Source organism: Acidovorax cavernicola (assembly GCF_003581445.1).
The window spans coordinates 85,140-101,806 of record NZ_QXMN01000024.1 but is presented as its reverse complement, the minus strand read 5'-3'; the positions used below and the strand labels follow the sequence as shown (position 1 = coordinate 101,806).

The 16,667-nt window shown below is 64.9% G+C and carries 20 protein-coding genes and 2 tRNA genes; 8 read left to right on the top strand and 14 right to left on the bottom strand.

What is annotated here, in order from left to right:
* From D3H34_RS19120 to hemP, 4 genes are all read left to right on the top strand, one after another.
* Positions 1-356: energy transducer TonB (locus tag D3H34_RS19120; protein WP_286185924.1), on the top strand; the 356-nt coding region annotated here is incomplete at its 5' end.
* 22 nt (positions 357-378) lie between these two features.
* The gene (locus D3H34_RS19115) at positions 379-1,092 is read left to right on the top strand and encodes a MotA/TolQ/ExbB proton channel family protein (protein ID WP_119555818.1); all 714 of its coding nucleotides are present in this window, start codon (positions 379-381) and stop codon (positions 1,090-1,092) included.
* A gap of 8 nt (positions 1,093-1,100) precedes the next feature.
* A complete protein-coding gene (locus D3H34_RS19110) occupies positions 1,101-1,514 on the top strand; it encodes an ExbD/TolR family protein (RefSeq protein WP_119555817.1) in 414 nt (137 codons plus the stop codon).
* A gap of 103 nt (positions 1,515-1,617) precedes the next feature.
* Positions 1,618-1,830 carry a hemin uptake protein HemP gene (gene hemP, locus D3H34_RS19105; RefSeq protein ID WP_099796208.1) on the top strand — a complete coding sequence of 71 codons (213 nt, stop codon included), beginning with the start codon at positions 1,618-1,620 and terminating at the stop codon, positions 1,828-1,830.
* A gap of 185 nt (positions 1,831-2,015) precedes the next feature.
* Here the strand turns inward: hemP and D3H34_RS19100 are convergent, their stop codons facing one another.
* Positions 2,016-2,423: a GlcG/HbpS family heme-binding protein gene (locus D3H34_RS19100; RefSeq protein ID WP_119555816.1), complete on the bottom strand. Its 408-nt coding sequence runs from the start codon at positions 2,421-2,423 to the stop codon at positions 2,016-2,018.
* Positions 2,424-2,594: 171 nt separating this feature from the next.
* Between D3H34_RS19100 and D3H34_RS19095 the strand changes: the two genes are divergently transcribed.
* A complete protein-coding gene (locus tag D3H34_RS19095) occupies positions 2,595-3,296 on the top strand; it encodes a Bax inhibitor-1/YccA family protein (protein WP_119555815.1) in 702 nt (233 codons plus the stop codon).
* Between the two features lie 49 nt (positions 3,297-3,345).
* On the opposite strand, the gene rlmD is transcribed toward D3H34_RS19095, so the two are convergent.
* From rlmD to surE, 5 genes are all read right to left on the bottom strand, one after another.
* Complete coding sequence (gene rlmD / locus D3H34_RS19090; RefSeq protein WP_119555814.1) at positions 3,346-4,782, bottom strand: 23S rRNA (uracil(1939)-C(5))-methyltransferase RlmD; 1,437 nt, start codon at positions 4,780-4,782, stop codon at positions 3,346-3,348.
* A gap of 67 nt (positions 4,783-4,849) precedes the next feature.
* Complete coding sequence (locus tag D3H34_RS19085) at positions 4,850-5,923, bottom strand: sigma-70 family RNA polymerase sigma factor (protein WP_119555813.1); 1,074 nt, start codon at positions 5,921-5,923, stop codon at positions 4,850-4,852.
* A gap of 4 nt (positions 5,924-5,927) precedes the next feature.
* Positions 5,928-6,836 (bottom strand): peptidoglycan DD-metalloendopeptidase family protein, encoded by a 909-nt coding sequence (locus D3H34_RS19080; protein ID WP_119555812.1) that lies wholly within the window; start codon positions 6,834-6,836, stop codon positions 5,928-5,930.
* 11 nt (positions 6,837-6,847) lie between these two features.
* Positions 6,848-7,624 carry a protein-L-isoaspartate(D-aspartate) O-methyltransferase gene (locus D3H34_RS19075; protein WP_119555811.1) on the bottom strand — a complete coding sequence of 259 codons (777 nt, stop codon included), beginning with the start codon at positions 7,622-7,624 and terminating at the stop codon, positions 6,848-6,850.
* A 4-nt stretch (positions 7,625-7,628) separates the two neighbouring features.
* Positions 7,629-8,387: a 5'/3'-nucleotidase SurE gene (gene surE / locus D3H34_RS19070; RefSeq protein WP_119555810.1), complete on the bottom strand. Its 759-nt coding sequence runs from the start codon at positions 8,385-8,387 to the stop codon at positions 7,629-7,631.
* 129 nt (positions 8,388-8,516) lie between these two features.
* Here surE and D3H34_RS19065 point away from each other — a divergent pair, with 129 nt between their 5' ends.
* Positions 8,517-9,503: an NADPH:quinone oxidoreductase family protein gene (locus D3H34_RS19065; protein WP_119555809.1), complete on the top strand. Its 987-nt coding sequence runs from the start codon at positions 8,517-8,519 to the stop codon at positions 9,501-9,503.
* Between the two features lie 97 nt (positions 9,504-9,600).
* Here D3H34_RS19065 and D3H34_RS19060 read toward each other — a convergent pair whose 3' ends face one another.
* Positions 9,601-9,948 (bottom strand): H-NS histone family protein, encoded by a 348-nt coding sequence (locus D3H34_RS19060; RefSeq protein WP_056583066.1) that lies wholly within the window; start codon positions 9,946-9,948, stop codon positions 9,601-9,603.
* Positions 9,949-10,231: 283 nt separating this feature from the next.
* Positions 10,232-10,307, bottom strand: a tRNA-His gene (locus D3H34_RS19055).
* Between the two features lie 276 nt (positions 10,308-10,583).
* On the opposite strand from D3H34_RS19055, the gene D3H34_RS19050 reads away from it, so the two are divergent.
* Both D3H34_RS19050 and D3H34_RS19045 read left to right on the top strand, forming a co-directional pair.
* The gene (locus D3H34_RS19050; RefSeq protein WP_119555808.1) at positions 10,584-10,832 is read left to right on the top strand and encodes a GlsB/YeaQ/YmgE family stress response membrane protein; all 249 of its coding nucleotides are present in this window, start codon (positions 10,584-10,586) and stop codon (positions 10,830-10,832) included.
* Between the two features lie 91 nt (positions 10,833-10,923).
* On the top strand, positions 10,924-11,256 hold the full coding sequence (locus D3H34_RS19045; protein ID WP_119555826.1) for a hypothetical protein: 333 nt from the start codon (positions 10,924-10,926) through the stop codon (positions 11,254-11,256).
* A 13-nt stretch (positions 11,257-11,269) separates the two neighbouring features.
* On the opposite strand, the gene D3H34_RS19040 is transcribed toward D3H34_RS19045, so the two are convergent.
* The 6 genes from D3H34_RS19040 to D3H34_RS19015 all read right to left on the bottom strand — a co-directional run bounded on the left by D3H34_RS19040 (position 11,270) and on the right by D3H34_RS19015 (position 16,637).
* A complete protein-coding gene (locus D3H34_RS19040; RefSeq protein ID WP_119555807.1) occupies positions 11,270-11,944 on the bottom strand; it encodes a histidine phosphatase family protein in 675 nt (224 codons plus the stop codon).
* Between the two features lie 116 nt (positions 11,945-12,060).
* The gene (locus D3H34_RS19035; RefSeq protein WP_119555806.1) at positions 12,061-13,980 is read right to left on the bottom strand and encodes a SurA N-terminal domain-containing protein; all 1,920 of its coding nucleotides are present in this window, start codon (positions 13,978-13,980) and stop codon (positions 12,061-12,063) included.
* A 76-nt stretch (positions 13,981-14,056) separates the two neighbouring features.
* A tRNA-Val gene (locus D3H34_RS19030) sits at positions 14,057-14,132 on the bottom strand.
* A 29-nt stretch (positions 14,133-14,161) separates the two neighbouring features.
* On the bottom strand, positions 14,162-14,434 hold the full coding sequence (locus tag D3H34_RS19025) for an HU family DNA-binding protein (RefSeq protein ID WP_007830705.1): 273 nt from the start codon (positions 14,432-14,434) through the stop codon (positions 14,162-14,164).
* Between the two features lie 209 nt (positions 14,435-14,643).
* A complete protein-coding gene (locus D3H34_RS19020; RefSeq protein ID WP_119555805.1) occupies positions 14,644-15,729 on the bottom strand; it encodes a tartrate dehydrogenase in 1,086 nt (361 codons plus the stop codon).
* Positions 15,726-16,637 (bottom strand): alpha/beta fold hydrolase, encoded by a 912-nt coding sequence (locus tag D3H34_RS19015; RefSeq protein ID WP_119555804.1) that lies wholly within the window; start codon positions 16,635-16,637, stop codon positions 15,726-15,728. Before D3H34_RS19015 ends, D3H34_RS19020 begins: the two co-directional genes overlap by 4 nt.
* Positions 16,638-16,667 lie beyond the last annotated feature (30 nt).

Here is a 16,667-nt window from a genome sequence, read left to right as displayed (position 1 = left end):
CTCCTGCTCCGCCGGCACCGCCCGCGCCCCCGGCTCCTCCCGCACCGCCGCCGGCGCCTCCTGCGCCGCCCGCCGTGCAGCTGCCGTCGAGCAATGCCGATTACCTGCAGAACCCGAAGGCGGTCTACCCTGCCATGAGCAAGCGGCTCGGCGAGCAGGGCAAGGTGATTGTTCGCGTGCTCGTGGGCGCCGACGGCCTGCCCAAGAGCGCCGAAGTCAAGAAATCCAGCGGCTTCGATCGCCTCGACGAAGCCGCCGTGGAATACATCATGAAATGCCGGTTCGTGCCCGGCAAGGTCAACGGCGTGGTGCAGGCCATGTCTTACGACGCCCCCGTCAACTACGTCCTGAACTAATTTTTCTCTGGAGCAACTTCGTATGGATTCCCATTTTGGCTTGATGAACGTCTGGAATCAGGGCGACTTCGTCACCAAGGCTGTCGCGGTTCTGTTGATCGGCATGTCCCTCGCATCGTGGATCGTGATCATCGTGAAGGCGCTCGACGTCATCAGATATAAGCGCCTCGCCAAGCATTCACAGGACTTCTGGCACAGCGAAGACTTCGCGACCGCCCTGAACAAGCTGGGCACCGACGACAGCAACCCCTTCCGCGCCCTGGCGCTCGAAGGCCGCGAAGCCGCCGCCCACCATCGCAACACCAAGGCGCACCTGCACGACGCACTCGACGTGAGCGACTGGATCACACGCGCCCTGCGCAACGGCATCGACGCCTTCACGGCGCGCCTGCAGACCGGCCTCGCCATCCTGGCCTCGGTGGGCTCGACGGCGCCGTTCATCGGCCTGTTCGGCACAGTCTGGGGCATCTACCACGCGCTCATGAGCATCGGCTCGGCCGGCCAGGCGACCATCGACAAGGTGGCCGGCCCCATCGGTGAAGCCCTGATCATGACGGCCCTGGGCCTGGCGGTCGCCATTCCCGCCGTGCTGGGCTATAACGCCCTGGTGCGCGGCAACAAGTTCGTGCTGACCAAGCTCAACAGCTTCGCCCACGACCTGCACGCCTACTTCGTGACCGGCGCCCGCGTGCAAAGCGGCAATGAGTCGATCGTGGTTCCGCTCAAGAAGGGCTGAGCAGCATCATGGCTTTCGGAACGCAAGACGAACCCGATGAGGTGATGAACGAGATCAACATGACGCCGCTGGTCGACGTCATGCTGGTGCTTCTGATCATCTTCATCATCACCGTGCCGGTCATGAAGCACGCGGTCAACATCGACCTGCCCCGCGCCAGCAGCGAGCCCGAGCAGCCCAAGCCGCAGAACATCCTGTTCAGCGTCACGGCCGACGGCGCCTACTACTGGAACGAACAGAAGATCGACGACAGTGAGCTGCCCGGCCGCCTGGCCGCCGAAGCCGCCAAGGAACCGCAGCCCGAACTGCACATCCGCGGCGACAAGGCCGTGCGCTACGAGCGCGTGGCCAAGGCCATGGCCGAGGCCCGTGAGGCTGGCGTGCGCAAGATCGGCTTCATCACCGAGCCCGACACGAAGTGATCTGAGCGAATGAATGACTGATCGAAAAAAAGTTGATCGCGACGATTGACTTTATATTGAGAATCATTATCATTCACTCATCGCTTCCATAAAGGAACTCCAGATGCCAGCCACCCCGAATGCCTTTTCTGTCCTGAACCACCCTTCGCTCGACCAATCGGGTGGCGGTCATGCATCGATCCAGGTGGCGCGTCCGGCGCCGATGGTCGAAAGCACGGAGCTTCTGAAAGGAAGCAAGACCGTGGGCATCATGCACAACGGCTCGCTCTACCGGCTTCAAGCCACCAAACTCGGCAAGCTGATCCTGACCAAGTAGGTCGATCAGCCCGCCCCTCGCGCAAGTTTCATCGTGGGGCGACTCGAGGAGATTCATCTCCGAAGGGTCGTTTTTTGCTAGCCAACGGTTCGCCGACTAGCCAAGCTTTTTTTTCACGCTGAAGCCCCGAAAAAGAAAACGCCGACCATCTGGTCGGTGTTTTGCTTTGAGCGGAAGAAAAAGGCTTACAGGCCGAGCGCGGCGATGCCTGCCTTGGCGATCTGCGCGTCTTCGTTCGACTTCACGCCGCTCACACCCACGGCGCCGATGACATGGCCATCCTTCACGATCGGCACGCCACCTTCGAGCATGCCTTCCACCAGCGGAGCCGTCAGGAACGCGGTGCGGCCACCATTGATGATGTCTTCGTAGACCTTGCTGTCGCGCCGGCCCATGGCAGCGGTGTGGGCCTTGGCAGGTGCGATGTGCGAGGACAGCGCGGCTGCACCGTCCAGACGCTGCAGCCAGAGCAGGTTGCCGGCGTCGTCGGAGATGGCGATGGTCACGGCCCAGTTGTTCTTCAGGGCCTCGGCTTCTGCTGCAGCGGCGATGGCCTTGACGTCGGCGAGTTCGAGGAATGATTTGGTCTTCATGGATAGGCTCAGGTTGCGTCGAAACCCGACAGCATAACGGCCGGGCGTCACAGCGTCCCGCCGGGACTTAAGAACATCGGGCATACGGTCTTTGCAAGACCCCCTCTTGCAGCCCCCTAGAATGCGCCCAACTGCGTGTCATTGCATGCAGCAACCTCAGGAGCTTCGGCCATGAACGACCGTGTGACCACCCTCGACACTTCCACCGGCTACGGCCAGACACTGCCGCAGGCCGAGCGCCAGCGCGTGCTGCGCAACACCTACTGGCTGCTGGCGCTGAGCCTGCTGCCCACCGTGCTGGGCGCCTGGATCGGCGTGAGCACCGGCATCACCCGCTCGCTCACCGGCGGGCTCGGCCTGATCGTCTTCCTCGGCGGCGCCTTCGGCTTCATGTTCGCCATCGAGAAGACCAAGAACTCGGCCGCCGGCGTGCCCGTGCTGCTGGGCTTCACCTTCTTCATGGGCCTGATGCTGTCGCGCCTGCTCGCCATGGTGCTGGGCTTCAAGAACGGCCCCGAGCTGATCATGACGGCCTTCGGCGGCACCGCCGGCGTGTTCTTCGTGATGGCCTCGCTGGCCACGGTCATCAAGCGCGACCTGTCGGGCATGGGCAAGTTCCTGTTCGTCGGCGCGCTGGTTCTGATGCTCGGCGCCATCGTCAACGTCTTCGTGGGCTCGAGCACCGGCATGCTGGTGATCTCGGTGGCCGCCATCGGCATCTTCTCGGCCTACATGCTCTACGACCTGAAGCAGATCATGGACGGCGGTGAGACCAACTACATCAGCGCCACGCTGGCCCTGTACCTGGACATGTTCAACGTGTTCCAGAGCCTGCTGGCCCTGCTGGGCATCTTCGGCGGCGAGCGCGACTGACCGGCGCTCCGTTGTCACCCCAAGAAAAAAGGCCCCGCGGGGCCTTTTTTCATTCCAGCTCGAAGACCGCGATCGACTCGACGTGCGCGGTATGCGGGAACATGTTCACCACGCCCGCGAAAGTGCAGCGGTAGCCCGCCTGGTGCACCAGCAAACCGGCATCGCGCGCCAGCGTCGACGGGTTGCAGCTCACGTAGACGATACGCTTCGGCGGCGTCCAGCCGCCGGTGCGCAGCTCGGGTTGCTGGTGCAAGTCGGCCATCGCTTTGGCCAGGGCAAAGGCGCCTTCGCGCGGCGGGTCGACCAGCCACTTGTCGGCGCTGCCGTCGGCCACCAGCATCTCGGGCGTCATGTCGAACAGGTTGCGGGCCACGAACTGGGTCTCCGACAGCGCACGTCGCGCGGACGTCGCCGGCTGGTTCTTCTTGAAGTTGTCCGTCGCGCGCTTCACCAGCGTGTCGCTGCCCTCGATGCCCAGCACCTCGCGCGCCTGGCTCGCCAACGGCAGCGTGAAGTTGCCCAGGCCGCAGAACCAGTCGATCACGCGCTCCTCGGGCTGCACGTCGAGCAGGCGCAGCGCCTTGCCGACCAGCGCACGGTTGATGTGCGGATTGACCTGGGTGAAATCAGTGGGCTTGAACGGCATCGTCACGCCGAACTCGGGCAGGCGATAGGCCAGCGGCGTACCGCCTTCTTCCAGCAGCTTCACCGTCTCCGGGCCCTTGGACTGCAACCACCACTGGACGCCTTCATTCTCGGCCGCGAACGCCTTGAGCCGCCCGATGTCGGCGCTCGACAACGGCTCCAGGTGGCGCAACACCAGGGCGATGGTGCCCAGCGCGGTCGAATCCGGCGCGTCGCCGCAGGCAAGTTCGATCTGCGGGCAGGTGTCGCGCGCGTCCATGGAGCCGATCAGCGCACGCAGCGGCATCAGCATGGCGCTGACCTGCTTGGGCAACACAGGGCAGACCTGCATGTCGGCCAGGTAGCGGCTCTTGCGCTCGTGGAAGCCGATCAGCACCGTGCCCTTCTTGACCACGTGGCGCACCGACAGGCGCGCCCGATAGCGGTAGTGCCAGGCCGGGCCTTCGAGCGGGCGCAGCAGGTTCTCGGGCTTGACCTTGCCGAGGTGCCAGAGGTTGTCTTCCAGCGCGCGCTGCTTCACCGCCACCTGGGCGGCGGCGTCAAGGTGCTGCATCTTGCAGCCGCCGCAGGCGCCCGTGTGCAGCCCGAAGTGCGGGCAGCCGGGACGCACGCGCTGCGAGGACTCACGGCGGATCTGCGTGACCGTGCCCTGTTCCCAGTTGTTCTTGCGGCGATGGACGTTGAACTGCACTTCCTCGAAGGGCAACGCGCCTTCGATGAACACAACCATGCCGTCGGACTTGTGTGAAACGCCTTGCGCGTCCAGGTCGAGCGACTCGACCTGGAGCCATTCATCGGCAGGGCTCGCGGGGACTTTCTTTTCTTCGATGGATTCCGTCATCCCCCGATTGTCTCAGCGTGGCCGGGGTGGTCCGGCCGGCACGGGGTACCTTCTTTCCTTCAGCCGGCTAGAACAGCGCGTCGCGGCCGACGCCGGAGCGCGCCAGCTGCTTGCGCATCTTGGCCAGCGCCTCGTTCTGGATCTGCCGCACGCGCTCGCGCGTCAGGCCCAGCCGCACGCTCAGCACCTCGAGGGTTTCGGGCTCCCGGTCATGCAGGCCGTAGCGGCCTTCAAGCACCTCGCGCTCCCGCGCGTTGAGGGCATGCACCCATTCGTCGAGCAGGCGCTCCACCTCGTGCGTGTGCGTCACGCCTGCCGGGTTGCCCTGTTCGTCGTCGGAGGCCACCGTGTCGGCCAGCGTGAAGCCGTCTTCGCCGCGCGCGTCACCGGCGTCGAGCGAGCGCGGCGCCTCGGCCAACGCCAGCAGGTCGGCCACTGCCTGCACCTCGCGACCGAGCAGCGCGGCCACGTCCTCGACGCGCACGCCTTCCGGCCTGCTCGCCAGGAACTGCGCATCGCCTTCGAGCGTGCGGCGCGCCCTGAGAACCTGCTGCAGCTCCCGCACGACGTGCACCGGCAGTCGTATCGCCCGCGCCTGCGTGATGACCGCACGCTCGACCGACTGACGGATCCACCAGGTTGCGTAGGTAGAGAAGCGAAACCCTCGCTCGGGCTCGAACTTGGTGATGGCATGCATCAGCCCGAGGTTGCCTTCCTCGATGAGGTCGGACAGCGGCATGCCACGCCCCAGGTAGTTCTTGGCGATGTTGACCACGAGCCGCAGGTTGTGCTCGATCATCGATTGCCGAGCTGCAAAGTCGCCGGCGCGCGCTGCACAGGCGGTGGCGTATTCCTCGGCGGGGGTGAACAACTCGGTGCGCCGGACCTGGCGCAGGTAGATGGTCAGGGCATCCGCGCCCTCCCCGCCCATGACCTCGGCGGACGTATTGCCGGGCGAAGCCGACGGCTCGGAAGGGATCGACGGTCCGCCAGCGGGATCGTCGGAAAGGAAGTCTGCGTTCAGCGACTCGTCGTCGCCATCCTGGTGGCCGTTGCGGCCACCGTTGCTTCGAGATGAAGGGCTGCCCTGCCCCGCCAACCCGCGCACGGGCAGTGTGCGACGAGGGCGGGAAGCAGCCATGGCATCACCGATTCGGCAGGTAGCGCGACGGGTCGACGGGCTTGCCCTGGCGGCGGATCTCGAAATGCAGCTTCACGCGATCAGCGTCGCTGTTGCCCATCTCGGCGATCTTCTGGCCCTTCTGAACCGACTGGTCTTCCTTCACGAGCAGCGTCTGGTTGTGCGCATACGCCGTGAGGTAGGTATTGTTGTGCTTCAGGATGATCAGGTTGCCGTAGCCGCGCAGGCCAGCACCCGCGTAGACCACACGGCCGTCGGCCGCAGCCAGCACGGGGTCGCCGGCCTTGCCGCTGATGTCGTAGCCCTTGTTCTTGGCTTCGTCGAAGCCAGCGATCAGCGAGCCGCTGGCAGGCCAGATCCAGCCCAGATCGTCATCGCCCGAACTGCTCGGCCCCGAAGGAGAGGCCGTGACAGGCGGCTTGGTGGTGCCGCTTGCACCACTGGCCGGCACGGTCGGCGTGACGGAAGCCTGCGGGGTCACCGGCTTGGTGGTCGCCTCGGTGGAAGAAGGGGCAGAGGTGGACGGTGCCGTGGCTACCACCGTGCTCGCGCCGGTCGGGGGGATCACACGCAACACCTGGCCGACTTCGATCAGGTCGGGGTTGTCGAGGTTGTTCCAGCGCACGATGTCCTGCCAGCGCTGGCCGGTTTCGCTGCCGATGCGCCGAATGGAGTCACCCGGGCGCACGGAGTAATAGCCAGGCTTGCCATAGTTCTCGATGCCGAGGAGCGGTTTGCCGGACGCGTCGGTCGTGATGGGGGGACCGCCGGGCGTCGTCGCCCCGGGTGCGCGCGTCATGGTGCCCCGGTCTTCGACCGGTGCGGGACCGCGCGGTGCGGAGCAGCCCGCGATCACGAGCACAACAGCCAGCGTGATGCCTGCGAACAAACTCCGATTGCCAAAACCCTGCATTTGTTATTCCTTCAAGCGATGCCCGATTTTAGGGGGACAAAGTGAACCGCCTCAAGAATGCGCCGCTCGAGTCCCCCGAGGGTCTTGTCGATCACGACAAGTGCTTGTCCACCGGTGGCGGAATGGGTCGGCGCGACGATGCGCCCACCCACCGCGAGCTGGTCGATCCAGGCTTCCGGAACGGCCTCGCCACCTGCCGCGGCAATGATGCCCGCGTACGGCGCGCCCTTGGCGTAGCCGATCATGCCGTCGCCCAGCATCAGGTGCACCGTGGCCAGGCGGAAGTGCCGCAGGTTGGTGCGCGCACGCTCGTGCAGTCCACGCAAGCGCTCGATGCTGTAGACCTCGCTGGCCACTTCGTTCAGCACCGCGGCCTGGTAGCCGCAGCCGGTCCCGATCTCGAGCACGCGGCCGAGACGGCCTTGCGGCTTGCCGACCAGCGCCGGCGCGCCCAGCAGCAACTCGATCATGCGGGCCACCACATTGGGCTTGGAAATGGTCTGCCCCAACCCGATCGGCAGGCTGGTGTCTTCGTACGCCTGATTGACCAGCGCGCTGTCGACGAAGCGATGCCGCTCGACGGCGCCCATGGCGCGCAGCACGCGCGCATCGGCAATGCCCTGGGCCGCGAGCTTTTGCACCATGCGCGCCCGAACGGCATCGGAGGCCATCGAGGGCGTGGACGGCACCATCGGCTTGACCGGCACGGCGGGCATGCGCCCGCGCGTGGCGGCCGAGGCAGTGGGGGTCAGTCGAACCGGGAAGCTGGGCCGTGGAGGGGTCGCCATGTCGTCAATTGCCGAGACGGGCCACCGTCTCGCGCCATTGGCCCAGGTTGGCGTGGTCGGTCAGGTCGATCTGCAGGGGCGTCAGCGCGATATGGCCGGCGGCGGTCGCGTGGAAGTCGGTGCCCTCCCCGCTGTCCTTGGCGCTGCCTGCCCCGGCGATCCAGTACATGGTTTCTCCACGCGGGCTGTCCTGCGTGATCACCTTTTCGGCCGCATGACGACGGCCAAGCCGGCACACCTTGATGGGTTTCAGCTCGTCGAACGGACGGTTCGGCACGTTCACGTTGAGCAGGAAGGCAGGGCCGCCGAGCATCTGTTCGCGCTCGATCTGCTGCACGAGCCGGCGCGCCACCTGGGCCGCAGCGTCCACGTGGGCCCAGCCCTTTTCAATTTGCGAGAACGCAATGGCCGGGATGCCAAACAGATAGGCCTCCATCGCCGCGCCCACGGTGCCTGAATAGATGGTGTCGTCGCCCATGTTGGCGCCGTTGTTGATGCCGGAGACCACCAGGTCGGGGCGGTAGTCGAGCAGGCCCTTGAGCGCGATATGCACGCAATCGGCCGGCGTACCGGTCACGTAGCGGAAACCGTTGTGCGCCTTGTGCACATACAACGGTGCGGCCAGGGTCAGTGCATTCGACTTGGCGCTGTTGTTGTGCTCGGGTGCCACCACCTCGACGTCGGCGATGTCCTTGAGCGCGTCGTGCAGCGCGACGATGCCCGGCGCCTGAAAGCCATCGTCATTGGAAATAAGTATCTTCATGGTGCTTCTGGGTGCAGCGGATTGTAGGCGCGGGGTGCGTCGCAGCAGGGACAACAGCGCCCCGCTGCGACGCCTATCATCGCCCCCGAATTCATTGCCCACCCGACTCATTCGAAGGAGACCCCGAGCATGCACGCATGGCTTTGCGAAAACCCCACCGGCGTCGACGCGCTGACCTGGAAGGAACTGCCCACCCCCACGCCGGGCCCGGGCCAAGTGCTGATCGAAATCAAGGCGGCCAGCCTGAATTTCCCCGACCTGCTGATCGTGCAGAACAAATACCAGATCAAGCCGCCGCTGCCCTTCGTTCCCGGATCGGAATATGCGGGCGTGATTCAAGCGGTGGGCGAAGGCGTCACGCATCTCAAGGTCGGACAGAACGTGGCCTGCCTCTCGGGCACCGGCGGCTTCGGCACCCACACGCTGGCACCTGCTGCGCTGTGCATGCCGCTGCCCGAAGGCTTCGGCCATGTCGATGCCGCCGCTTTCATCATGATCTACGCCACCTCGTGGCATGCGCTGATGGATCGCGCCCAACTCAAGGCCGGCGAAACCGTGCTTGTGCTCGGCGCGGCCGGCGGCGTGGGTACGGCGGCCATCCAGATCGCCAAGGCAGCGGGCGCCAAGGTGATTGCAGCCGCATCGACCGACGAGAAGTGCGAGCTTTGCCGTTCCATCGGCGCCGACGCGACGATCAATTACTCGACACACACGCTGCCCAATGGTTTCCGCGATGCCATCAAGGCTGCAACCGATGGCAAAGGTCCGGATGTGATTTACGACCCCGTGGGCGGCGATTTCGCGGAACCTGCATTCCGCTCGATTGGCTGGCGCGGTCGCTATTTGGTGGTTGGTTTTGCGTCAGGCCCGATCCCGTCACTCCCTTTGAATCTGACGCTGCTCAAAGGCGCATCGCTGGTGGGCGTGTTCTGGGGCGATTTTGCGAAGCGTGAACCCAAGGCCAATGCGCAGATGATGGCCGAATTGGCCCAGTGGTACGGCCAAGGAAAAATCAAGCCCGTGATCGACAGCACGATGCCGATGGCCGAATTGAAGGCCGCCTATGCGCACATGGGTTCGCGCGGCGTCAAGGGAAAACTGGTGATGGTGAACTGAACGGGCACGCGCGCATCGCGGTGCGCACCATCCAATAAAAAAGCCCGCCGAAGCGGGCTTTTTTATTGGGCGGATGTCCAATCGATCTTGCTGGCACTTACTTGATCTCGTAATCCGAGAGCGACTTGCCGGCTGCCAGGGCTTCCGTGACCCAGCGCGGCTTGCGGCCGCGGCCACCGGACCAGGTTTCGCCCGTCGGGCCGCGGTATTTGGCGGCGGCCTTGGCGGCTGCAGGACCTGCACTGCGCTTGGTTGCGGCGGCACGACCACCACCCAACTTCAGATCGGAAGCGGTCAAACCATATTCCGCAATCTTCCTGCGCACTTCTTCGATCACGCCGGCCCGTTCCTGGTTACGCAGGTCTTCGGCCTGCTTGCGCAATTGGGCAATCTGCTCGTCGTGCTTCTGGATCTGGGAATTGATATCGGCGAGTGACGAAGCCATTGTTGGACTCCTGAGAATTGAAAACGGCTGAATTCTAATTCAAACCGCTTTTGCCACAAGCGCCTTTTCGATCGAAAAAATGCGGGCGCATTGCCTGAATGCAACAGCGCGCAACACGAGTGCACCATTTTGGGCACTTTCAAATCGGAATCTGGAGAGAGGACGAATGCTGCTTGCAACCTGGCGCTTGAAGCGACGGCGAAGCCAGAAATGACAACGCCGGGCAAGCCCGGCGTTGGAATCCCTTGGGTGCTATTGAAAATAGCGGAAGGGCGATATTTTTTGGGGTGGCTGATGGGACTCGAACCCACGACGACCAGAATCACAATCTGGGACTCTACCAACTGAGCTACAGCCACCGTAGAGCCTCTGATTGTAGCGTTAAAAACAGCGGCTTTCGCGTTCGTGATCACCAAAGACGTCGAAATGCCACATCGACGCGCATCCCGCCGCCTCGGCGGCTGCACGTGACGACATGCCGCAACACGCGCGCCCTGCCCCATCGGCACAATTTCGCGCTCCGCTGTCCGTTGTGCCTGACCGATACCGCCGTGCGGAGGGCTCCGCTATCATGATTGCGAGCAGCCCGGCCGGGCCTCGCTTGCGCCACTTCACTTCATCAAAGGAACTTCTTCATGAGCATCGTCTGGACCATCCTGATCGGGTTCGTCGTGGGCCTCGTGGCGCGGGCCGTCAAGCCGGGCGACGACTCCGCCGGCTTCATCGTCACCACGCTGATCGGCATTGCAGGTTCGCTCGGCGTGACCTATCTGGGCCAGGCAATGGGCTGGTACACCGCGGGCCAGGGCGCCGGCTTCATCGCCTCCGTGCTGGGTGCGATCGTGCTGCTGGTTCTCTACGGTCTCATCAAGCGCAAGAGCTGATGCCCCTGCCGCCGTGCCGCGCAACGCGGCCGGCGCTTTCAGCGGCCTGAACTCCACACTTCTTCAGCCTGCCTCGCGAGGCTTCCCGTCGATGCCCCGCAAGCCACGCGCCCGTCACCACGTCTACGTGGTCGAACTCGATGATCGCGTCTGGAACAACGGCCGCTTTCGGCGCGCCAACCCCGACTACCAACTCGGCAAGCCCTTCGTCTATGTCGGCATGACCGGCCTGGACCCCGACATCCGTTTCGACAAGCACAAGGCCGGCATCCAGGCCAACCGCTTCGTGCTGGAGTTCGGCCTGCGGCTGTTGCCCGCGCTCTACGAACACCACAACCCGATGCCGTATGACGATGCGCGACTGATGGAGGTCGACCTGGGCATCGCCCTGCGCCGCGCCGGGTACGGCGTCTGGCAGGCCTGAAACGCCGCGCCGCTCAGGAGTACGTGATCCAGTCCTCGTACGCCGGGCCGTCAAGATGCGGCAAGGTGTTGTAGGTCACGAGCATGTGCCGCTTCGGCGTGAAGGCGAACTCGGTCACCGAGCTGTTGCGGATGCGCAGGTTGAGTTCGATGGTCGTCTCGGCGCTGGTGCCCAGCACATGGCCCACCGCGGTGCTGATAGGCCCGCCGCTCGACACCACCAGCACCTTCGCGCCGTGATGACGTTCGCGCACATGGTCCAGCGCCGTGGTCACGCCGGCCAGGAAGTCCACGTAGCTCGGCATCCCGACCGGCGCCGTCCGCCCCTGCATCCACGCGCCGAGTCCGTCGCGCAACAGACGAAAGTGATGGCGGTACATCTCGGGCGAATCGGGCTTCTCGAGCTTGCCCTGGTGCACTGTCGCGATGACGGCTTCGCTGTCGTACTCGTTGAGCCCCGGCCACGGCAGCACATCGTCTCGCGACAGCCCCAATCCTTGAGCGATGCCCTCCCAAGTCTGCTTGTGGCGTTTCAGCGTGCCGGTGATGACGGCATCGAAACGCATGCCACGCTCACGCCAGTATTCACCGAGGCGCACGGACTGCCGGTGTCCGAGTTCGCTCAGGTTGTCATAGTCGGCAGCACCGAAACTGGCCTGCCCGTGGCGCACAAGGTAGAGGGTTCCCATGCGCCGGATTCTGGCAAGAAGCTTGGTTGTCGCTTGTCCCTCGTGCGACCAAAAAAAAGCCCGGGTCGTCGGACCCGGGCTTGTGTTGCGAGCAGTCGCTTGCGAATGCGCCTGTATCAGCGAGCGGCGGCTGCGGTCGGCAGCGTGTCGGCCGGCTTCGGCACCAGGATCTCCACCTTGAAGCGCTGCTTCAGCAGTTCATAGTAGGCAGCGGCCTCGGCGGCAGTCACCGACTGGGCGATCTGCATGCTTTCCTGCTGTGCCTGCTCTGCCGTCGGCGGAGTGCGCGGCACCACCTTGGTCACACGGACCACGGCGTAGCCCTGCGTGCCCAGGTCCACGCCGAGCAATGCGGGCAGCTTGGCGCCGTCGGCGCGCAGCGCGGCATCGATCACCGGCACGGGTTGCGACTGCGCGTCAATACGCGACACCGTGACGGGCGCGCCAAAGGTGGCGCCGTCCGCCTTGACCTTCCAAGCCGCGAGCTTGGCTTCGCCTTCGGTCTTGGCAAGTGCGGCGGCGCGCTCGGTGATGAGCTGCGCGCGGATCTTGTCCTTCACCTCGGCCAGCGGGATCGGATGCGCGGCCGTGTACTGCGTCACGCGGCCCGATGCGAGCTGGTTCGGACCGACTTCGATGGCTTCGGTGTTCTGCTTGCGATCGAGCGAGTCGGACGCATACAGCGCCTGCAGGAAATTGCGGCTCGCGAGCGGGCCGGTGGCGCCCGGTGCGGGCGTACGCGGCACGTTAGTGGCGGTCTGGATCGTGAGCTTCAGCTTCTCGGCGGCCGGCTTGAGGCTCTCGGGCTGCTGATACACCGTATCCGTGAAAATTTCCGCAGCCTTCGCGAATTCTTGCGTGGCCTGCTGGGCGCGCACTTCGCTCTCGATGGTCGCACGCACCTTCTCGAAAGGCGGCACCACAGCCGGCTTGATGTCGGTCAGCTGGATGATGTGATAGCCGAACTCGGTCTCGACGAGGTCGCTGATGTCGCCCTTCTTGAGCGCGAACATCGCGTCTTCGAAAGGCTTGACCATCGCGCCGCGCGTGACGAAGTCGAGGTCGCCGCCCTTCTCGGCCGAGCCGGGGTCTTGCGAGTTCTTGCGCGCGACGTCGGCGAAGGTGGCAGGCGCCTTCTTCACGTCGGCCAGCAGCTGTTCGGCCTTGGCCTTCGCCTTGGCGCGGTCGCCGCTGGACATGCTGGCCGGTGCCGTGATCAGAATGTGGCTCGCACGGCGCTCTTCCTTGGTGCCGAAGCGCGCGGTGTTCTGTTCGTAATAGGTCTTGAGGTCGGCTTCGTTCGCGACGATGTTCTTCTTCGCGGCCTCGAGGTCGAGCACGAGGTACTCGATGCTGGCCTGCTCCGGCGCCTGGAACTGCGCCGTGTGGTCCTTGTAGTAGGTCTCGATGTCGGCGTCGCTGACCGTCACTTTCGACGCAAAGCTCTCGGGTGCGAAGCGTGCCACCTGGATCTCACGGCGGTCGTAGAAGGCATTCACCGTGGCCGCGGTCAGTGCCGCGGGGGCAAAGCTCGTGCCCGTCACGCCCAGCAGCACCTGCTGCGAGGCCATGTCGGCGCGCACCGAGGCTTCGTACTGTTCGGGCGTACGGCCGGTGGCACGCAGGAAGGCTTCGCGATCAAACTTGCCATCGGCCGTGCGGAATGCGGCCAGGCCCGCGTCCTGCGCGAACATGCGCGAGAGGCGGTCTTCAGACACCGACACGTTGGACCTGACCGCCGCGGCCGCCAGCACGCGATCACGCACCATGCGTTCCAGCGTGGCGTAGCGCAATGCATCGGAGTCGAGCAGCGTCGGATCGACGTTGGGCGACTGCTGGCGAATGCGGTCCGTCTCGACGCGGTGCTGCTGGTCCCACTCGGGCTTCGTGATGTCGTGGCCCTGGATGCGGGCCACCTTCTCGTCGCCGCCGAGTCCCTGGTAACGCTCGACGCCGAAGAAGACGAACGAGGGAATGATCAGCAAGAACAAGAAAATCATCACGACTTTGTTGTACTTGCGGAAGGTATCAAACATGCTTGAACACTCTTTTTCGACGGGCGCCGGACGGCAATAAAAAAGGCGAACCGGTGTTCGCCTTTGCATCGGGTGGTGGTGGGTGCTGAGGGGCTCGAACCCCCGACCTACGCCTTGTAAGGGCGCCGCTCTACCAACTGAGCTAAGCACCCCACCTGAAATACTCTCCGAGTCTACAGCCTCAGTTCAGCGCGTCTTTGAGCGCCTTGCCGGGACGGAACTTCGGGATCTTGGCTGCCTTGATTTTAATCGCGTCGCCGGTGCGGGGATTCCGGCCGGTGCGGGCTGCACGTTTGCCGACTGCGAAAGTGCCGAAACCGACGAGCGACACGGAGCCGCCCTTCTTGAGCGTGGTACGAATGGCGCCAATGGTGGATTCGAGCGCACGGGTCGCTGCAGCTTTGGAAATATCGGCGTTCTTTGCGATGTGCTCAATCAGTTCGGTCTTGTTCACAAGGGCCCCTTGTAGAAAAAAAGTTGGTCGGCTTTCGTCAGCTGCGACCTGGCCGCGAAGGGTGCGACTCAAGAACATGGCAGGCCTGACGCCTCGGCAGCACACTGCCAGCGAGGATTACAACCACTGGTCTGCGGGGTGTCAATAAGACACACGCCTCTGAAGATCAGCGGAGCGCGCGATTTTAGGGGCGTTTCGCGACGTACTTTTCAAAGGGCCTCGGCAATTGCCTTTCCGAGGTCGCTGGTACCCGCCCGACCGCCGATGTCCGGGGTCCGCGGTGCGCCGCTTTGGGGCGCGAGCACCTTCTCGATGGTCGCCAGGATCGCGTCGTGCGCGTCCTTGTGGCCGAGAAACTCCAGCATCATCGCGCCGCACCAGATCTGGCCGATCGGGTTGGCGATGCCCTTGCCGGCGATGTCCGGCGCCGAGCCGTGCACCGGCTCGAACAGCGAAGGCGTGGTGCGCTCGGGGTTGAGATTGGCGCTCGGCGCGATGCCGATGGTGCCCGTGCAGGCCGGGCCGAGGTCCGACAGGATGTCGCCGAACAGGTTGCTCGCCACCACCACATCGAAGAAGTCGGGCCGCTGCACGAAGTGCGCCGTGAGGATGTCGATGTGGAACTTGTCGAGCGTGATGCCCGGATAGCCCTTGGCCATCTCCACCACGCGCTCGTCCCAGTAGGGCATGGTGATCGAGATGCCGTTCGACTTGGTGGCGCTGGTCAGATGTTTCTTCGGCCGCGACTGTGCGAGCTCGAACGCGAACTTCAGTACGCGGTCGACGCCCACGCGCGACATCACGGTTTCCTGCACCACGATCTCGCGCGGCGTGCCCTGGTACATGCGCCCGCCGATGCTCGAGTACTCGCCCTCGGTGTTCTCGCGCACGATGTACATGTCGATCTCGCCGGGCTCGCGCGGCGTGCCGTCGCGGCGCACCACGGGCGCGACGATGCCGGGCATCAGGCGCGCGGGGCGCAGGTTGATGTACTGGTCGAACTCACGGCGGAACATGAGCAGCGAGCCCCACAGCGACACGTGATCGGGAATCTTCTCGGGCCAGCCGACCGCGCCGAAGAAGATGGCGTCGTGGCCGCCGATCTGGTCTTTCCAGTTGTCGGGCAGCATCTGGCCGTGCTTCTCGCAGTAGTCCCAGCTCGAGAAATCGAAGTGATCGAACTTCAGGTCGATGCCGAATTTGCGCGCCGCAGCATCGAGCACGCGCAGCCCTTCGGGCATGACCTCCTTGCCGATGCCGTCGCCGGCGATGACTGCGATTCTGTGGGTGCTCATGGGTTGGCTCCAGGGTGTTCAGGGGAAACGAAAAAGTCCAGCGCCTCGGTCAGCAGGGCCTGCGGCGCTTCTTCGGGGATGTAGTGGCCGCAGGGCAAAGCGCGGCCCGACACCTTGTCGGCCCGCTCGCGCCACAGCGACAGCACATCGAACGCGCGTCCGACCGCGCCATGTTCGCCCCACAGCACGCGCAACGGTTGTGCGAGGCGGCGACCGGCGGCGATGTCCGCGCGGTCGTGCGCGAGGTCGATGGTGGCGGAAGCGCGGTAGTCCTCGCAGATGGCTTCGGCGGTGCCGGGAATGGCGACGCAACGCTCGTACTCGGCCAGCACCTCGGGCGCGAACGGCGCGAGCCCCGCGTGCCGCCCGCCCATCACGCTGCGCACGTAACGCACCGGGTCGGAGGCGATCAGCGCCTCGGGCAACGGCGGCGGCTGGATCAGGAAGAACCAGTGCCAGTAGGCCTTGGCAAACGCCTCGGAGGTGTGTTCGTACATCGCCAGCGTCGGTGCAATGTCGAGCAGCAGCATGCGTCCGACCGCGCCGGGATGGTCAGCCGCGAGCCGGTGCGCCACGCGCGCGCCGCGGTCGTGCGCAAGCACGGCGAAACGCTCGAAGCCGTGGTGACGCATGGCGGCCAGCGCGTCGCGCGCCATCTCCCGCTTGCTGTAGACCGCATGCTCGGCGTCGGCCGCCGGACGGCCCGAGTCGCCGTAGCCGCGCAGATCGACGGCGACCACCGTGAAGCGCTCGGCCAGCGCGGGTGCCACGCGGTGCCAGATCGCATGCGTCTGCGGATGGCCATGCAACAGCAGCAAGGGCTCGCCCTGTCCGCCGATGCGACCATGGATGCGCACGCCATCGCGGGCGATGTCGAAGCGGGGGAAGTCGAGGAAAGAGGCCGTCACGCCGCGATTGTGCGTTGCACCCTGGCAGCC